13 protein-coding genes and 1 pseudogene are annotated in these 14,836 nt (G+C 75.7%); 2 read left to right on the forward strand and 12 right to left on the reverse strand.

The window, feature by feature from the left end:
* Nucleotides 1-106: 106 nt before the first annotated feature.
* The gene (locus ACFY07_RS02540; protein ID WP_390867009.1) at nucleotides 107-1,297 is read left to right on the forward strand and encodes an SLC13 family permease; all 1,191 of its coding nucleotides are present in this window, start codon (nucleotides 107-109) and stop codon (nucleotides 1,295-1,297) included.
* A gap of 169 nt (nucleotides 1,298-1,466) precedes the next feature.
* On the opposite strand, the gene ACFY07_RS02545 is transcribed toward ACFY07_RS02540, so the two are convergent.
* The gene (locus ACFY07_RS02545; RefSeq protein ID WP_390867065.1) at nucleotides 1,467-4,277 is read right to left on the reverse strand and encodes a DEAD/DEAH box helicase; all 2,811 of its coding nucleotides are present in this window, start codon (nucleotides 4,275-4,277) and stop codon (nucleotides 1,467-1,469) included.
* Between the two features lie 224 nt (nucleotides 4,278-4,501).
* A complete protein-coding gene (locus ACFY07_RS02550; protein WP_230647863.1) occupies nucleotides 4,502-4,639 on the reverse strand; it encodes a hypothetical protein in 138 nt (45 codons plus the stop codon).
* Nucleotides 4,640-4,830: 191 nt separating this feature from the next.
* Here ACFY07_RS02550 and ACFY07_RS02555 point away from each other — a divergent pair, with 191 nt between their 5' ends.
* Complete coding sequence (locus ACFY07_RS02555) at nucleotides 4,831-6,231, forward strand: M28 family metallopeptidase (RefSeq protein ID WP_390867010.1); 1,401 nt, start codon at nucleotides 4,831-4,833, stop codon at nucleotides 6,229-6,231.
* Here the strand turns inward: ACFY07_RS02555 and ACFY07_RS02560 are convergent.
* The 10 genes and pseudogenes from ACFY07_RS02560 to ACFY07_RS02605 all read right to left on the reverse strand — a co-directional run bounded on the left by ACFY07_RS02560 (nucleotide 6,201) and on the right by ACFY07_RS02605 (nucleotide 14,608).
* Complete coding sequence (locus ACFY07_RS02560; RefSeq protein WP_390867066.1) at nucleotides 6,201-6,896, reverse strand: GntR family transcriptional regulator; 696 nt, start codon at nucleotides 6,894-6,896, stop codon at nucleotides 6,201-6,203. The genes ACFY07_RS02555 and ACFY07_RS02560 overlap by 31 nt on opposite strands.
* A gap of 277 nt (nucleotides 6,897-7,173) precedes the next feature.
* Nucleotides 7,174-8,079 carry a twin-arginine translocase subunit TatC gene (tatC, locus tag ACFY07_RS02565; protein WP_230647867.1) on the reverse strand — a complete coding sequence of 302 codons (906 nt, stop codon included), beginning with the start codon at nucleotides 8,077-8,079 and terminating at the stop codon, nucleotides 7,174-7,176.
* A gap of 139 nt (nucleotides 8,080-8,218) precedes the next feature.
* On the reverse strand, nucleotides 8,219-8,503 hold the full coding sequence (tatA, locus tag ACFY07_RS02570) for a Sec-independent protein translocase subunit TatA (RefSeq protein WP_390867011.1): 285 nt from the start codon (nucleotides 8,501-8,503) through the stop codon (nucleotides 8,219-8,221).
* A gap of 239 nt (nucleotides 8,504-8,742) precedes the next feature.
* Entirely contained in the window at nucleotides 8,743-8,958 is a 216-nt protein-coding gene (locus ACFY07_RS02575; RefSeq protein ID WP_390867012.1) for a hypothetical protein, read from the reverse strand.
* A gap of 141 nt (nucleotides 8,959-9,099) precedes the next feature.
* Nucleotides 9,100-9,333: a hypothetical protein gene (locus tag ACFY07_RS02580; RefSeq protein ID WP_390867013.1), complete on the reverse strand. Its 234-nt coding sequence runs from the start codon at nucleotides 9,331-9,333 to the stop codon at nucleotides 9,100-9,102.
* A 53-nt stretch (nucleotides 9,334-9,386) separates the two neighbouring features.
* On the reverse strand, nucleotides 9,387-10,334 hold the full coding sequence (locus ACFY07_RS02585) for a helix-turn-helix transcriptional regulator (protein WP_390867067.1): 948 nt from the start codon (nucleotides 10,332-10,334) through the stop codon (nucleotides 9,387-9,389).
* Nucleotides 10,335-10,534: 200 nt separating this feature from the next.
* Nucleotides 10,535-11,491 (reverse strand): annotated as a pseudogene (locus tag ACFY07_RS02590) (helix-turn-helix transcriptional regulator); the annotation flags it as partial.
* A gap of 228 nt (nucleotides 11,492-11,719) precedes the next feature.
* Nucleotides 11,720-12,091: an FKBP-type peptidyl-prolyl cis-trans isomerase gene (locus ACFY07_RS02595; protein ID WP_230647871.1), complete on the reverse strand. Its 372-nt coding sequence runs from the start codon at nucleotides 12,089-12,091 to the stop codon at nucleotides 11,720-11,722.
* 87 nt (nucleotides 12,092-12,178) lie between these two features.
* The gene (locus tag ACFY07_RS02600) at nucleotides 12,179-13,438 is read right to left on the reverse strand and encodes an FKBP-type peptidyl-prolyl cis-trans isomerase (protein WP_390867014.1); all 1,260 of its coding nucleotides are present in this window, start codon (nucleotides 13,436-13,438) and stop codon (nucleotides 12,179-12,181) included.
* Nucleotides 13,439-13,615: 177 nt separating this feature from the next.
* On the reverse strand, nucleotides 13,616-14,608 hold the full coding sequence (locus ACFY07_RS02605) for an FKBP-type peptidyl-prolyl cis-trans isomerase (protein ID WP_390867015.1): 993 nt from the start codon (nucleotides 14,606-14,608) through the stop codon (nucleotides 13,616-13,618).
* Nucleotides 14,609-14,836: the final 228 nt, after the last annotated feature.

Here is a 14,836-nt window from a genome sequence, read left to right on the forward strand (position 1 = left end):
GCACGGAGGGACGGCCCGGGGACGGGGCGGCACGGCGCCGGCCCCCGGCACCGGGGGCGGCGCCCCCGCGGCGGACCTGCGGGGACGCCGTGGCACCCTTGGCCCGGTGAGCCCCCTCAGACGCCTGCACCCCCTGGACCTGGTCGCCCTCGCCCTGCTGCTCCTCGGGCTGCTCTCCGTCGCCACCGGGCTGCTGCCCACCGGTCCGGCGGGCGACGTGCTGGAGCGGATCGCCCCCCTGCTGCCCTTCCTGGGCACCGTCATCGTGCTGGCGGAGCTCACCTCCGAGGCCGAGGTCTTCGACGTGCTCGCGGGCCGCACCGCGCGGGCGGCCCGGGGCAGCCGCACGGCGCTCTTCCTGCTCTGCGTGGGCCTCGCCTCGCTGACCACCGTGGTGCTCAACCTGGACACCACGGCGGTGCTGCTCACCCCCGTCATGCTGGCGACGGCGCAGCGGATCGGGCTCCCCCCGCTGCCGCTGGCGATGACGACGGTGTGGCTCGCCAACACCGCGAGCCTGCTGCTCCCGGTCTCCAACCTCACCAACCTGCTGGCCGCGGAGAAGGTCGCGCTCTCCCCCACCGGCCTGGCGGCGCGGATGTGGGCGCCGCAGCTGGCCGCGCTCGCGGCCACCGCGGCCTGCCTGTGGCTCTTCCACTGGCGGCGCGGGCTGCTCGGCGGGGACGGCTACCGCGTCCCCGAGCCGCAGCGCCCGGCAGACCCGGTGCTCCACCGGGTCTGCGGACTGACCTGCGCCGGGTTCCTGGCCGCCGTGCTGGTCCTGGACGCGCCGCTGTGGGCCGCGTCCTCGGTGGCCGCGGCGGTGGCGGTGGCCGCCTTCGCGGTGCGGCGGCGCGAGGTGCTGCGGCCGGGGCTGGTGCCCTGGCGGCTGCTGGCGTTCGTCCCCGGCCTCTTCCTCGTGGTGGAGACGCTGCGGGTGCACGGCCTGGGGAGCCTGGTGGGGTCACTGACGGGCGCGGACGGGGGCCTGGCGGGGCTGCTGCGGACCGCCGGCGTGGGCGCGGGCCTGTCGAACGTGGTCAACAACCTCCCGGCGTACCTGGCCGGGGAGGCCGCCCTGCCCGGCGGCGGGCACGGCCCGCTGCTGGCGCTGCTGATCGGCACCAACGCGGGCGCCCTGGTCACCCCCTGGGCGTCCCTGGCGACGCTGCTCTGGTTCGAGCGGTGCCACGCCCAGGGGGTGAGGGTGCCGCTCCTCCGCTTCACGGCGACCAGCGCCGTCCTCGCGGTCACGGCGGCCGGCGCCGCGGTGACGGCGCTCTCCGTCACGGGCTGAGCCACCGTCACCGGCCGATCCTCCGCCACGGTCCGGGCCACCGCCACGGGCCGGGCCGCACGCGGTGCCCGCCGGCCGTCCGGACGGGAGCACGACGGGGCAGCGGGCCCGCGGCGGGCGGGAGGTGACGGCGCGTCCGCTCCGGGACGACGCCGCCGCCTCCCGCGGGTCAGCCCACGGAGGAGTAGGCGATCACGCCCCGCCGCAGCGCGTCGACGGCCTTGCGGGCGGCGCCGCGCAGCTCCTGGTCCTCGCCCGCGGCGTCCTGGATCTGGCCCAGGACGTCGATCAGCTGCTTGGTCCAGCGGACGAAGTCGCCGGCGGGCATGTCGGCGTCCCGCAGCACCGCGTCGAGGCTGTGGCCGGACGCCCAGCGGTAGGCGGCCCAGGCGAAGCCCAGGTCCGGCTCGCGCTGGCCGACACCCTCGGTGCCGGCCAGCCGGTGCTGCTCCTCCAGGGCGTCCAGGTGGCCCCAGAGGCGGACCGTCCGGTTCAGCGCCTCCTTGGCCGGGCCCTCCGGCACCCGGGGGGCGCCCGTCTCGTCGGTCTGCCGGGCCTCGTAGACCAGCGCGGAGGCGCAGGCGGCCAGCTCGGCGGGCTTCAGGCCCTTCCAGACGCCCTCGCGGATGCACTCCGAGGCCAGCAGGTCCAGCTCGCCGTAGAGGCGGGCCAGGCGCTTGCCGTCCTCGGTGACGGTGTCGCCGCTGAGGTAGCCGAGTTCGGTGAGCAGGCCGCAGACCCGGTCGAAGGTGCGGGCGATGGTGTGGGTGCGCGAGCGCATCCGGCGCTCCAGCTGGCCGGTGTCGCGCTGCAGCCGGTGGTAGCGCTCGGCCCAGCGGGCGTGGTCCTCGCGCTGGTCGCAGCCGTGGCAGGGGTGCTGCCGCAGCTCGGCGCGGAGCCGGGCGATCTCCGGGTCGTCGGCCGCGGCCGAGCGGCCCCTGCGGTGGTGGCGCTGCGGCTCGATGTGGCCGGCCTTGGTCCGCAGGGCGGAGGCCAGGTCCCGGCGGGACTGCGGGCTGCGCGGGTTGAAGGACTTGGGGATGCGCATCCGCTCCACCGGCTCCACGGGGACCGGGAAGTCCACCATCGCCAGCCGCTTGACCTGCCGCTCGGCGGTGAGCACCACCGGGCGCGGGCCCTCCTGGAACTCCGGCCGGTGCCCGCCCCTGCCCTGCGGAGGCAGGCCCGGGTCCAGCACCAGGGCGAGGCCGGAGAAGCGGCCGGCGGGGACGTGGATGACGTCGCCGGGGCGCAGCCGCTCGATGGCGTCGACGGCGGAGGCGCGGCGCTGGGCGGTGCCCTCGCGGGCCAGCTCGTTCTCCCGGTCCTTCAGGGCGCGGCGGAGCGCGGCGTACTCGTCGAAGTCGCCGAGGTGGCAGGTCATCGCCTCGCGGTAGCCCTCCAGGCCCTCCTCGTTGCGCTGCACCTGGCGGGCGATGCCGACCACCGCACGGTCCGCCTGGAACTGGGCGAAGGAGGTCTCCAGCAGTTCGCGGGAGGTGTGCCGGCCGAACTGGCCGACCAGGTTGACGGCCATGTTGTACGACGGCCTGAAGGACGACTTCAGCGGGTACGTGCGGGTGCCCGCCAGGCCGGCCAGCGCGGCCGGGTCCAGGCCGCGCTGCCACAGGACGACCGCGTGGCCCTCGACGTCGATGCCCCGGCGGCCGGCGCGGCCGGTGAGCTGGGTGTACTCGCCGGGGGTGATGTCGGCGTGGGACTCGCCGTTCCACTTGACGAGCTTCTCCAGCACCACCGAGCGGGCCGGCATGTTGATGCCGAGCGCCAGGGTCTCGGTGGCGAAGACGGCCTTGACCAGGCCCTGGACGAAGAGCTCCTCGACGACCTCCTTGAAGGTCGGCAGCATGCCGGCGTGGTGGGCCGCGACGCCGCGCTCCAGGGCGTCGAGGAACTCGAAGTAGCCGAGGACGTGGAGGTCCTCGTCGGGGATGGCGGCGGTGCGCGCCTCCACCAGGGCGCGCACCCGGGCCCGGTCGGCGTCGCTGTTGAGGCGCAGCCCGGCGGCCAGGCACTGCTGGACGGCGGCCTCGCAGCCGGCCCGGCTGAAGATGAAGGTGATGGCGGGGAGCAGTCCCTCGGCGTCGAGCCGGTCGATGACGTCGACCCGGCTCGGGGTCCAGGCGCGGCCGGGGCGGCCGTTGGGCATGGAGCGGCCGCGGCCGCGGGCGAAGCGGTCGGCGCGGCGGTCCTGCTCGGAGCGGGCGAGGCGGACCAGTTCGGGGTTGACGTCTTTGGACGGGGGCCGCGGCTCGCGCCGGCCGGCCGCCTGCTGCCGGTCGCGCCCGGTGGTGAAGAGGTCGTACATGCGGTTGCCGGCCAGGACGTGCTGCCAGAGCGGGACCGGCCGGTGCTCGGAGACGATGACCTTCGTGCCGCCGCGCACGGTGTCCAGCCAGTCGCCGAACTCCTCGGCGTTGGAGACGGTCGCCGACAGCGAGACCAGGGTGACGGACTCGGGGAGGTGGATGATGACCTCCTCCCAGACGGCGCCGCGGAAGCGGTCGGCGAGGTAGTGGACCTCGTCCATGACCACGTAGCCGAGGCCGGCGAGGGTCTGCGAGCCCGCGTAGAGCATGTTGCGGAGCACCTCGGTGGTCATCACGACCACGGGGGCGTCGCCGTTGACCGTGTTGTCGCCGGTGAGCAGGCCGACCTTGTCGGCGCCGTACCGTTTCACCAGATCGGCGAACTTCTGGTTGGAGAGCGCCTTGATGGGCGTGGTGTAGAAGCACTTGCGGCCCTCGCGCAGCGCGAGGTGGACGGCGAACTCGCCGACGATCGTCTTGCCGGAGCCGGTGGGGGCGGCGACGAGGACCCCCTGGCCGGCCTCCAGGGCCTGGCAGGCCTCGATCTGGAAGGGGTCGAGCGGGAAGTCGTACAGCTCGCGGAAGCCGTACAGAGCCGTGGCCTGCTCCTTGGCGCGGCGCCGCGAGGCGGCGTAGCGCTCGGCGGGCGACATGTCCTCCGGGTCGGGTGCGGCGTCGGCGGTCGCGGGGTCCGCGCCCTCGTGGGCCGCGGTCGCGTGGTCCGCGCCCTCGCGGCCTGCGGCTTCGCGGCCTGCGGCTTCGTGGTCAGCGGACGGGCCGGGCAGGGCCTGCGGGTCCGTGGGCTCCCGGCGGGCGGGCTCGTGCGCGGCGGGGCCGCCGCCCGGCCGGCCGGCGGGGATGGCGCTGCTCATCGGCGTCACCTCTTCTTCCCGTGGGAGTGCTGCCCGCTGGGGCTGGACGGGAGGGCGTGCGGCGGCGCCTGCGGCTGCGGGGCCGCGTCGGCCTGGGCCGGCGCCGGGGCGCAGCGGGTGTGGTCGGTGTGGTGAAGGAGCATCTCAAGCCAGAGGTTACCCGGCGGCACCGACATCGATAACACCGTTTTCGGGGCCCGCACGGCGGCGCGCTATTGACGTGAACACATCCATGGCTTCAGCATCGGGCTCGCACCTCCGATCGGACGCCCCACCGGCCGCGCCGCGGGGCATCCGTTCGTTCCGCCTCACCCCGCCGGACATCGGAGCCCCCATGACACCCAGCGCCGGACAGCGCCCCGTGCGGCCAACCCGCCTGCGCCGCTGCGCCACCGCGGCCGGCACGGTCGCCGCGCTCGCCACCGCCCTGCTCGCCCCCTCGGCCCTCGCCTCCGCGGCACCCGCGGACACCGGGAGGAGCACCGCCCCCGTCCTCGCCCCGGCCCTCGGGACCCCCGCCCTCGCCGCGCCCGACATCCCGGTCGCCGACGTGAAGGCCGACCTGGACCAGCTGCAGTCCGTCGCCAACGCCAACGGCGGCAACCGGGCCCACGGCCGGACCGGCTACCGGGCCTCGGTCGACTTCGTGAAGGGCAGGCTGGACGCGGCCGGGTTCACCACGACCCTGCAGTCCTTCACCTACAACGGCGCCACCGGCTGGAACGTGATCGCCGACTGGCCCGGCGGCGACACCGCCCACACGGTGATGTCCGGCGCGCACCTCGACTCGGTGACGGCCGGCCCCGGCATCAACGACAACGGCTCCGGCTCGGCCGGCATCCTGGAGGTCGCGCTCGCCGTCTCCCGGGCCGGACTGCAGCCCGCCAAGCACCTGCGGTTCGCGTGGTGGGGCGCCGAGGAGTACGGCATGGTCGGGTCGAAGCAGTACGTGAACGGCCTCTCCGCCGCCCAGCGGTCCTCGATCGACGCGTACCTCAACTTCGACATGATCGGCTCGCCCAACCCCGGCTACTTCGTCTACGACGACGACCCGGCGCTGGAGTCGCTCTTCAAGGACTGGTTCACCGCCAAGGGCATCGCGACCGAGCCCGAGACCGAGGGCGACGGCCGCTCGGACCACTCGCCGTTCAAGAACGCCGGGATCCGGGTCGGCGGCCTGTTCTCGGGCGCCGACTACATCAAGACCTCCGCCCAGGCCGCCAAGTGGGGCGGCACCGCGGGCCGGGCGTTCGACGCGTGCTACCACGCCTCCTGCGACACCTCGGCCAACCTGAGCACGACGGCGCTGGACAACAACACCGACGCCATCGCCAACGCCGTCTGGACGCTCGGCACCGGCACGGCCACCCCGCCCCCGCCCCCGCCCGGGACCGTCTTCGAGAACACCGCGGACGTCGCGATCCCCGACGCGGGCGCCGCCGTGGAGTCGCCCGTCACCGTCAGCGGGATCACCGGCAACGCCCCCTCCACCCTGAAGGTCGGCGTGGAGATCAAGCACACCTACCGCGGCGACCTGGTCGTCGACCTGGTGGCGCCGGACGGCAGCACGTACCGGCTGAAGAGCAGCAGCACGAGCGACTCCGCCGACAACGTGAGCGCCACCTACACGGTGAACGCCTCCTCGGAGGTCGCGAACGGCACCTGGAGGCTGCGGGTGCAGGACAGGTACGCGCAGGACACCGGCTACATCGACAGCTGGCGACTGACGTTCTGAACCCCGGGCGTCCCGCTCCGGCCGGCCGGCCGGCCCCTCCGGGGGGCCGGGAGGCCGGCCCCCCGGAGGCGGTCCAGGTGGCGGCGCATGCAGCGCTCGGCGCCGGCCGCGTCGCCGGCGGCCAGCAGGTCCAGCAGGTCCAGGTGGTCCCGGGCTGCGGCGGCCAGGTCCTCCGGTCCCGGGGCGCCGGGCGGGGAGGACCGCCTGCCGAGGTCGGCGGCGACCTCGACCAGCCGCCGGTTCCCGGACAGGCCCAGCAGCGCCGCGTGGAAGCGGCGGGAGGCCTCCCGGCAGCCGGCGGCGTCGCCGCGCTCCGCGGCGGCCACCGCCTCCTCGGCCGGCGGGCGCAGCGCGCCGAGCTGGGCGGCGGTGGCGGTGCGGGCGACGAGCCCGGCGATGGGGACCTCGACCAGCGCCCGCACCTCGGCGAACTCGGCCAGGTCGCGCCCGCTCGGCTCGGTCACCCGGAAGCCCTTGTTGCGGACCGGCTCGACCAGGCCCTCCCGGACCAGGTCGAGCATCGCCTCGCGGACGGGGGTCGCCGAGACGCCGTACCGGGCGGCGAGCACGGGCGCGGAGTACAGGGCGCCGGGCTCCAGCTCGCCCGAGGACAGCGCGGCGCGCAGGGCCTTGGCGATCTGGTCGCGCAGCCGCTCCTGCACCATGACCCGTTCGCGGTGCGGGAGCGGCTGCGCGCCGGGCCCCGGGGGGCCGGTGCCGGAGAGGCCGGTGTCGGGGGGTCCGCTGTCGGGGGGTCCGCTGTCGGGGAGCCCGGTGTCGGAGGGGCCGGTGTCGGGGGGTCCGCTGTCCGGGAGCCCGGTGTCGGAGGGGCCGGTGTCGGAGAGGCCGGTGTCAGGGAGCCTGCTGCCGGGAGGTCCGGCGCACGGGAGCCCGCTGTCGAGAGGCCCGGTGTCCGGGGGGCCGGTGTCCGCCATCAGGGGGTCAGGTGACGTCGTCGAAGCGCTCGGCGCGCCCCGCCTGCGCCTCGGCCGGTCCGGGCTCCCCGAGGAGGGGGGCGGCTCCGCCGACGTGCTCCACGGGGGCGAGCGGGGCCGGGGCCAGGTCCAGGACGGAGGCCTCCTCGTCGTCCAGTCCGGCGTTGGGGTCCGCGGCCCGTGCCCGGCCGCGGCGCCGGTCGTTGAGCCAGGCCACGGCGCAGGCGAGGACGTAGAGCAGCAGGATCGGCCCGGCGAGGAGCAGCATGCTGACCGGGTCGGTCGTCGGGGTGGCGATCGCCGTGAACAGGGTGATGCCCATGACCATGCCCCGCCACCAGCCGCCCATCCGGCGGGCGCTGAGGACACCGCCGAAGTTCAGCATGATCAGGACGAGCGGCAGCTCGAAGGAGAGGCCGAAGACGATGACCATGCGGGTCGCGATGTTGAGGAAGTCGTCGACGTTCTGGATGTTGGTCGCGTTGTGCGGCGTGAACGACTGCAGCGTGGCGACGGTGGTCGGCAGGATCGAGTACGCGAACCAGGCGCCGCCGAGGAAGAGGGGGATGCCGAGGGCGAGGAAGGCCAGGCTGTACTTCTTCTCGTGCCGGTGCAGGCCCGGCGCGATGAACGCCCACAGCTGGTACAGCCACACGGGGCTCGCGATGATGAGGCCCGCGGTGAGGGAGACCTTGATGGCCAGGCCGAACGGCGACAGCAGGTTGGTGACGGCGATGATGCACTGCTCGCCGCCGGTGCCGTTCATCTTGGCGGTACAGCCGTCGAGGGGCCGGATCAGGAAGTCGATCAGGTCCCGGTAGTAGAAGGCGGCGGCGATCGTGACCACCAGGATGGCGCCCACGGCCTTCATCAGGCGGTTGCGCAGCTCCCTCAAGTGGTCACCGAGGGACATGCGCCCCTCGGGGTCCTTCGGCGCCCTGGCGGCAGCCTTGGCGGACTTCAGCAACCCTGGTCCTCGACTCGTGCAGGGGGCCGGGCGGCCCGCCCGCGGCTCTGCTGGTGGTGCGGGAGGCGGTGCGCGGACCGGAGGGTCAGCGCTGGGCGTCCCGCTGCGGCGCGGCGGCCTGCTCGCCGACCGGACGCGCGCCGGCGGTGTCGCCGGGGGCGGCCTGGATGGTCTTCGGAGCGACGGGGGCCGGGTCCGCGGGGTGGTCCTGGGCGGCGCCGTCCGCCTTCATGGCCTTCGTCTCGCTCTTGAGGATCCGCAGCGACTGGCCGAGGGAGCGGGCCATGTCGGGGAGCCGCTTGGCCCCGAACAGCAGTACGACGACCACGAGGATGAGGATGATCTCGGGTGCTCCGAGCCTGCCGAACATGTGCGACTACCTTCCCGCCGAGGGGCTTGTCAGAGGTGTGCGCCTGCGGGTCGAGGCGCGGGAGGCACGGTCCGGGCAGCTGTACCGGTCTCCTGACGGCGATCGTAGCCTGCGCGGATGAACGGCCGGGATACTCCGGCCGGTCTCCGTGGGGACGGGCCCCGTCGCCTGCCCGGGGTCCGCTTCACGAGCGTAACGCGGCCGGGAGGCGGGGGACGAGTCCGAGGACCGTGCGGAGGTCACCGGCCGGCGCCGGGGGCGGTCGCGGCGAGGGCGTCGGCCAGGGGCGCGGCGGCCTCCTCCAGCGTCGCGGCGGCGCGGGCGACGGCGCGGGAGGCCGCGTCCACCTCGCGGGCGAGGTGGCGCACGTCACGCCAGAGCCGCACCGCGAGCAGGCCGAGCACGAGCAGCCCGGCGGTGGCCAGTCCGACGGCGGCGGTGGTCATCCAAGGCATGCCGCCGAGCCTAGGGCATGGGGCGCCGGACCCGGACGGCGGCGTCGCGGGGGCGGGGGCGCCGGCAGCGCGGGCGCGGGCGGCCGGACGGCGGCGCCACGGACCGCCGCGCCCCGGACCGCCGCGCCACGGAGCGCGGGCTCACGGCCCCAGGTGCAGCCGCATGGTGCTGACACCCGCGCCGGTCAGCGCGGCGACGATGCGCTCGCCGGCCGGCCTGCGCACCGCGGCGCCGCACTCCGGGCAGGTGAAGCTGTAGAAGGTCCGCTCGCTGGTGCGGCCGACGGCGAGGCGCAGCGCCTCCGCCCCCAGCTCCACCTTGCTGCGGCACTCCGTGCAGAACGCCTTGAAACGCGTGGTCGCGGACACCCGCATTCCGTTCCTCTCCGGGCCCGTCCGGGCCCCGTCCCGCCGCCCCGGGGCGCCGGTCAGCTCCCCGCCGTCCCCTGCACGGACCCGTCGGACCCGTAGGCGGCCAGCGCCTCCAGTGCGGCGGCGCGGGCCTGTGCGGCGAGGTCCGCGGGGGCGGCGATGCGGCCGTCGCGTCCGAGCCGCAGGGCCAGGCGGCGCAGCCCGGCGGGTTCCGGGGTGCGCAGGGTGATACGCAGCCCGCCGTCGGGAAGCTCGACCGCCTCGTCGTGGGTGTAGTACTCGGTGACCCAGCGGCCGGCCGGTCCGACCTCCAGGACGACCTCGGGGTCGTCGGCGTCGGGGTGCACCAGCCCGTCGGAGAGGTCGCGCACCTCCAGCGGCGGCGGGTCGGCGGGGGTGTCCAGGACGCGGATGTCGGCGACCCGGTCGAGCCGGAACATGCGGCGCCCCTCGGAGACCCGGCACCAGGCCTCCAGGTAGGTGTGGCCCTCGGTGACCAGGCGGATGGGGTCCACCTCACGCTCGGTCATGCCGCCGCGGCCGTAGGAGTAGTAGCGGAGCCAGAGCCGGCGGCGCTCCGAGAGGGCCCGGTCGACGTCGGCGAAGACGTGGCCCTCGGCCTCGAAGGTGACGCCGACCCGGGCGCTGCCCTGCGCGCTCTCGCCGGCGGCGGACTCGATCTTGGCGACGGCCCGGGTGAGCGCCTGCCGGTCCCGCTCGCGCAGGCCGGGCAGGGCCGCGACCGCGCGGGCGGCGACCAGCAGGGCGGTGGCCTCGTCGGCGGCCAGGCGCAGCGGCTGGGCCACGTCGTCGGCGTTGTGCCACCAGATGCGCTCGCCGTCGGTGTCGATGTCGAGGAGGTCGCCGCCGCGGAAGCTGGTGCCGCACATGGGCAGCACGTTGAGGTCGGCGACGAGCTCCTGCTCGGTGACGCCGAAGGCGCGGGCGACCTCGCCGACCCGGGCGCCGGGGCGTTCGCGCAGGTAGGTGACGAGGGAGAGCATCCGGCGGGTCTGGTCGATGGCGTTGCTCACCGCTGGGCTCCCTGGGGGGCGGTCTCGGGGGCGGAGGCGCCCCGGGCGGTCCCGGGGGCGGGGGCGTCGGCGGTCCCGGGGGCGGGGGCGTCGGCGGTCCCGGGGGCGGGGGCGTCGGCGGTCCCGGGGGCGTCGGCGGTCGCGGCGGCGGGGTCCGCGGGGGCGAGGCCGGCGACGGCGCGCAGCCGGTCGACGACGTCGGCGCGCAGGTCGTCCGGCCCGAGGACCACCACGTCGGCGCCGAACTCGGCGAGCCAGGCGCCCAGGCCGTGGCCGTGGGGCACCTCCAGCTCGTCCCAGTCGGCGTCCACCGGCTCGACCGACAGCGCCTTCGCCCGCAGCGGGAAGGCCGCGCCCCGGCGCAGCCGGATGCGGGCGGCGGCGGTGGCGCCCTCGCCGGCGAAGCGGGCGACGGTCTCGCGCACGTCCACGTGGTCGGGCACCTCGGCCGTGAACCGGCCGGCGCGGGCGCGGACCCGGCCGGTGATGCGACTGAGCCGGAAGACCCGGACGTCCTTGCGGTCGCGGTCCCAGCCCGCCACGTACCAGTGGCCGTGCCAGCACTCCAGCGCCCAGGGCTCGACGGTGCGCTGCTCGGGGTCGACGGCCCCCGCCTTGCGGTAGTCGAAGGCGACCGGGCGGCGGTCGCGGGCGGCGGCCAGGAGGGGTTCGAAGGCGGCCTCGCGGGCGAGGATGCGCGGCTCCAGGGCGGTGTGCTCCCGGTCGGCGGCCTCCTCGAAGGGCACGCCGGCCGCGCGGAGCTTCTGCAGGGCGCCGCTGGCGGCGCCCGCGAGCCGCGCCTGCTGCCAGACCCGGGCGGCCAGGCTGAGCGCGGCGGCCTCCTCCGCGTCCAGGGCGATCTCGGGGAGCCGGTTGCGGTCGCGGCGGGCGACGTAGCCGGCCTCGCCGTCGAGCGCGGACTCGTCGATGTCGATGACCAGGCCGAGTTCCCGCAGGTCGTCCTTGTCCCGCTCGAACATCCGGTTGAAGGCGTCCTCGCTGCCGGAGGCGGACGCCTCCCGGTAGGCCTCGATGGAGTCCCGGAGCTCCCGCTTGGAGAGCGGACGCCGGGTGTTCATCAGGCACAGGGCGAGGTTCATCAGCCGCTCTGCCTTGGCGATCGCCATCGCTGACCCTTCCGGTGTGCTGCCGGTGCACGGGGCACCTGCCGGGCGGCCGTGCCCGGCGCCTCGACCGTACCGTCACCGGCGCGACCTGGGAAACCTGGTGCGGGGGTGAAGTCGGGGCACGGGTGTGCGGGCGGCCCGGAACGCACGCCGCCCCCCGGCGGACCGGGGGGCGGCGTGCGGGTCGCGGCCGGCGGGACCGGCCGCGGGGCCGGTCGGGCGGCGGCGTCAGACCGACAGCAGGTCCACCACGAAGATCAGCGTCTCGCCGGGCTTGATGGCGGGGGTGGGGCTCTGGTTGCCGTAGGCCAGGTGCGCCGGGATGACCAGCTCGCGGCGGCCGCCGACCTTCATGCCGACGACGCCCTGGTCCCAGCCCTTGATGACCCGGCCGCCGCCCAGCGGGAAGCGGAACGTCTGGTTGCGGTTCCAGCTGGCGTCGAACTCCTCGCCGGTGCTGAAGGCGACGCCCACGTAGTGGACCTCCACCGTCTGCCCCGGCTTGGCCTCGGCCCCGTCGCCCACCCAGATGTCGCGGATCTGCAGCTCGGCCGGCGGCTCGCCGCCCGGGAAGTCAACCAGCGGCTTCTCGATGCTCACAATGCCTCTTTCCATGGCCCCGGCGGTTCCGGGGCACGTCTGTCGCGTACAGGGCGGGACGCCGCGAGGGCGGCCGCCCGGTCATTCCTACCCCGCGTCCAGGATGTCCACGACGAACACCAGGGTGGAGTTCGCGGGGATGGAGCCCTGCGCCTGGTCCTTGTAGCCGAGGGACGGCGGGATCACCAGCTCGACGCGGCTGCCGACCTTCTGCCCGACCAGGCCCTTGTCCCAGCCCTCGATGACCTGGCCGCCGCCGGTGGCGAAGGAGAACGCCTGGCCGCGGTCCAGCGAGGAGTCGAACTTCTTGCCGTTGCTGTAGAGCAGGCCGGTGTACTGGACCACGACCTTCTGCCCGGCGGTGACCTTCGGGCCCTTGCCCGGGATCAGCACGGCGGACTTCAGCTCCTTGGGCGCGGGGACGCCCTTGGGCGGCGTGATGGTCGCCGCCTTCCTGCCGTGGTCCTGGACCTGCGGCAGGCCGGCCGGGGCCGGCACCGGGGTGCCCTGGACGACGGCCGCCGGGTCGGTGGCCCGGACGATGTCCAGGGCGAAGGTCAGGGTGTGCCCGGGGCCCACCCCCGCCTGCGGGTTGCCCTGGGCGCCGAAGGCGGCCGCGGGCGGCGCGACGACGAGGACGCGGCTGCCCACCCGGTGGCCCGCGATGCTCCGGTCCAGCGCGGCGATGAGCTCGCCCGCGCCGGCCTGGAAGAACTGCGGGTGGCCGCCCTTGTCGTACGAGCCGGGGATGGCCTTCCCGCTCTCCCAGTCCTTGCCCGTGTAGTCGACGGTGACCCAGTCGCCCTTCTTCACCACCGGGCCGCCGCCCTGGGAGAGGGTCTTCACCACGAAGGTCCCGTCGGGCTTGGCCTTGGGCACCTGGATGACCGCCGGCTTCCCGAAGGCACCGGTGACGGTCGGGAGCACCGCGGCGGTGTCCTTGATCGGCGGCACGGTCGGCTGCGGGGGCGCGGACGGGGCGGCGGTGGGGGTCTGCGCGGCCTCGGCGGCCGGCGCGGCCGCGTCGTCGCCGCCCCGGTTGGTCAGGTACAGCGTGACACCGCTGCCGACGAGCAGCACGGCGAGGACCGTGCCGAGCACCACGCCGAGCCGGCCGACGCCGGTCGGCTCCTCGTCGTACCCGGCCTCGGACTGCGGGCGGCGCCGCACGTTGGAGGCGAAGACCTGCGGCTGCTCCTCCTCCGCGGGCCGGGCCGCCCGGCGTCCGACCTCGGCCTTGCGGACCACTATGGACTCGCCCGTGCCGCCCACGGCCCCGCCCGGCCGCAGCGCGGCCGGGTCGCTGGTCCCGCGGGGGTCGCCCGGGCCCGGCGCGTTCTCAGACATGACTCCCCAATTCGCCGTTCCTCGTCACTGCTGCGCAGAGCGGCAGCAGTATGTCAGGTCCGGCCGGGCGGCGGCCCGGAGCGGCGGCCCGGGGCCCCGTACGCGCCCGCGGCCGGGCGGCCGGGCGGGGCCCCCGGGCCCGGTGCCCGCCCCCGCAGCCGCCCGGCCGGGAGGACGTCAGACGGCCTGGAGGATGTCGATGACGAAGACCAGCGTGGAGTCGGCGGGAATGGGGCCCTGCGCCTTGGCCCCGTAGCCGAGCGACGGCGGGATGACCAGCAGCACCCTGCTGCCCACGGTCTGGCCGACCAGCCCCTGGTCCCAGCCCTTGATGACGTTGCCGGTGCCGATCTGGAACGCGGTGGCGCCGCCGTGGTCCCAGGAGGAGTCGAAGTTCTTCCCCGTCGCCCACAGCGCACCCGTGTACTGGGCGACGATCGTCTGCCCGGAGGCCACCTTCGGCCCGTCGCCCTTGATCAGCACCGCCTTCTGCAGCGCGGTCGGCGGCTTCTGCCCGGCGGGCACGGTGATGGTGGCGGCCGCCCTCCCGTTGTCCTTCACCTGCGGCATGCCGGACGGCGCCGGGACGGCCCGGCCCCGCAGCACGGTGTCCTGGGGCACGGCGCTCAGGACGTCGACCGCGAAGACCAGCGTGTCGTCAGGGCCCACCCCCAGGGCGGTGCTGCCCTTGCCGCCGAAGGCGGCCGCGGGAGGCGCCACCACCAGCACCCGGCTGCCGACCCTGCGGCCCACCACCCCGGTGTCGAAGGCCGGGATCAGCTGGCCGGAGCCCGCCTGGTAGAGCTGCGGCTTCTGGCCGCGGTCGTAGGAGCTGGGGATGGCCTTGCGGGTCGTCCAGTCCGTGGCGGTGTACTGGATCGTCACCCAGTCCCCCTTGCCGACGACCGGACCGGTCCCCTGCGTGGCCGTGGCCACCACGAACCTGCCGGTGGGCGGCCCGGAGGGGAGGGTGATGGACGCCCTCCTGCCGGGGGCCCCGGAGACGGAGGGCATCGGCGACGCGGAGGCCACCGGGGTCGGCACCGGCGGCGGCGAGGCCGGGGCGGAGGCGGAGGCCGGGGGGCTGCTCGGGCCGTTGGAGCCGCCGTCGCTGCCGCACCCGGTGAGGAGCATGAGGGGCAGGACGAGCAGCGCGGCGATGGGACGCACGGCGTTCCTCACTGTCGGTCGCTCAGGCCGGCCCGCGGGCCGGCGCACGGGGACCGGACGTGCGGGACCGGGCCCCCGGACCGGCTCCCCGGACCGCCGGGGGCCGGACACACGGGTCGGGTCCCCTGATGTCCGGACTCTCCGGACACCATAGGACCCGACGTGCCGCCGTTCCCGGCAGGCGGCGGCCGACGCTCCGCCGGACCGGTGATCGGTCATCCCTTCCGA

This window comes from Streptomyces sp. NPDC001380, from assembly GCF_042895785.1.
GTDB lineage: Bacteria > Actinomycetota > Actinomycetes > Streptomycetales > Streptomycetaceae > Peterkaempfera.

Excerpts from the sequence above, each read along its gene's own strand:
- ACFY07_RS02545 (WP_390867065.1), bottom strand. The coding sequence starts at position 4,277 with ATGTCGCCCGCCGAGCGCTACGCCGCCTCGCGGCGCCGCGCCAAGGAG.
- ACFY07_RS02550 (WP_230647863.1), bottom strand. The coding sequence starts at position 4,639 with ATGCTCCTTCACCACACCGACCACACCCGCTGCGCCCCGGCGCCGGCC.
- ACFY07_RS02555 (WP_390867010.1), top strand. The coding sequence starts at position 4,831 with ATGACACCCAGCGCCGGACAGCGCCCCGTGCGGCCAACCCGCCTGCGC.
- ACFY07_RS02560 (WP_390867066.1), bottom strand. The coding sequence starts at position 6,896 with ATGGTGCAGGAGCGGCTGCGCGACCAGATCGCCAAGGCCCTGCGCGCC.
- tatC (WP_230647867.1), bottom strand. The coding sequence starts at position 8,079 with ATGTCCCTCGGTGACCACTTGAGGGAGCTGCGCAACCGCCTGATGAAG.
- tatA (WP_390867011.1), bottom strand. The coding sequence starts at position 8,503 with ATGTTCGGCAGGCTCGGAGCACCCGAGATCATCCTCATCCTCGTGGTC.
- ACFY07_RS02575 (WP_390867012.1), bottom strand. The coding sequence starts at position 8,958 with ATGCCTTGGATGACCACCGCCGCCGTCGGACTGGCCACCGCCGGGCTG.
- ACFY07_RS02580 (WP_390867013.1), bottom strand. The coding sequence starts at position 9,333 with ATGCGGGTGTCCGCGACCACGCGTTTCAAGGCGTTCTGCACGGAGTGC.
- ACFY07_RS02585 (WP_390867067.1), bottom strand. The coding sequence starts at position 10,334 with ATGCTCTCCCTCGTCACCTACCTGCGCGAACGCCCCGGCGCCCGGGTC.
- ACFY07_RS02600 (WP_390867014.1), bottom strand. The coding sequence starts at position 13,438 with ATGTCTGAGAACGCGCCGGGCCCGGGCGACCCCCGCGGGACCAGCGAC.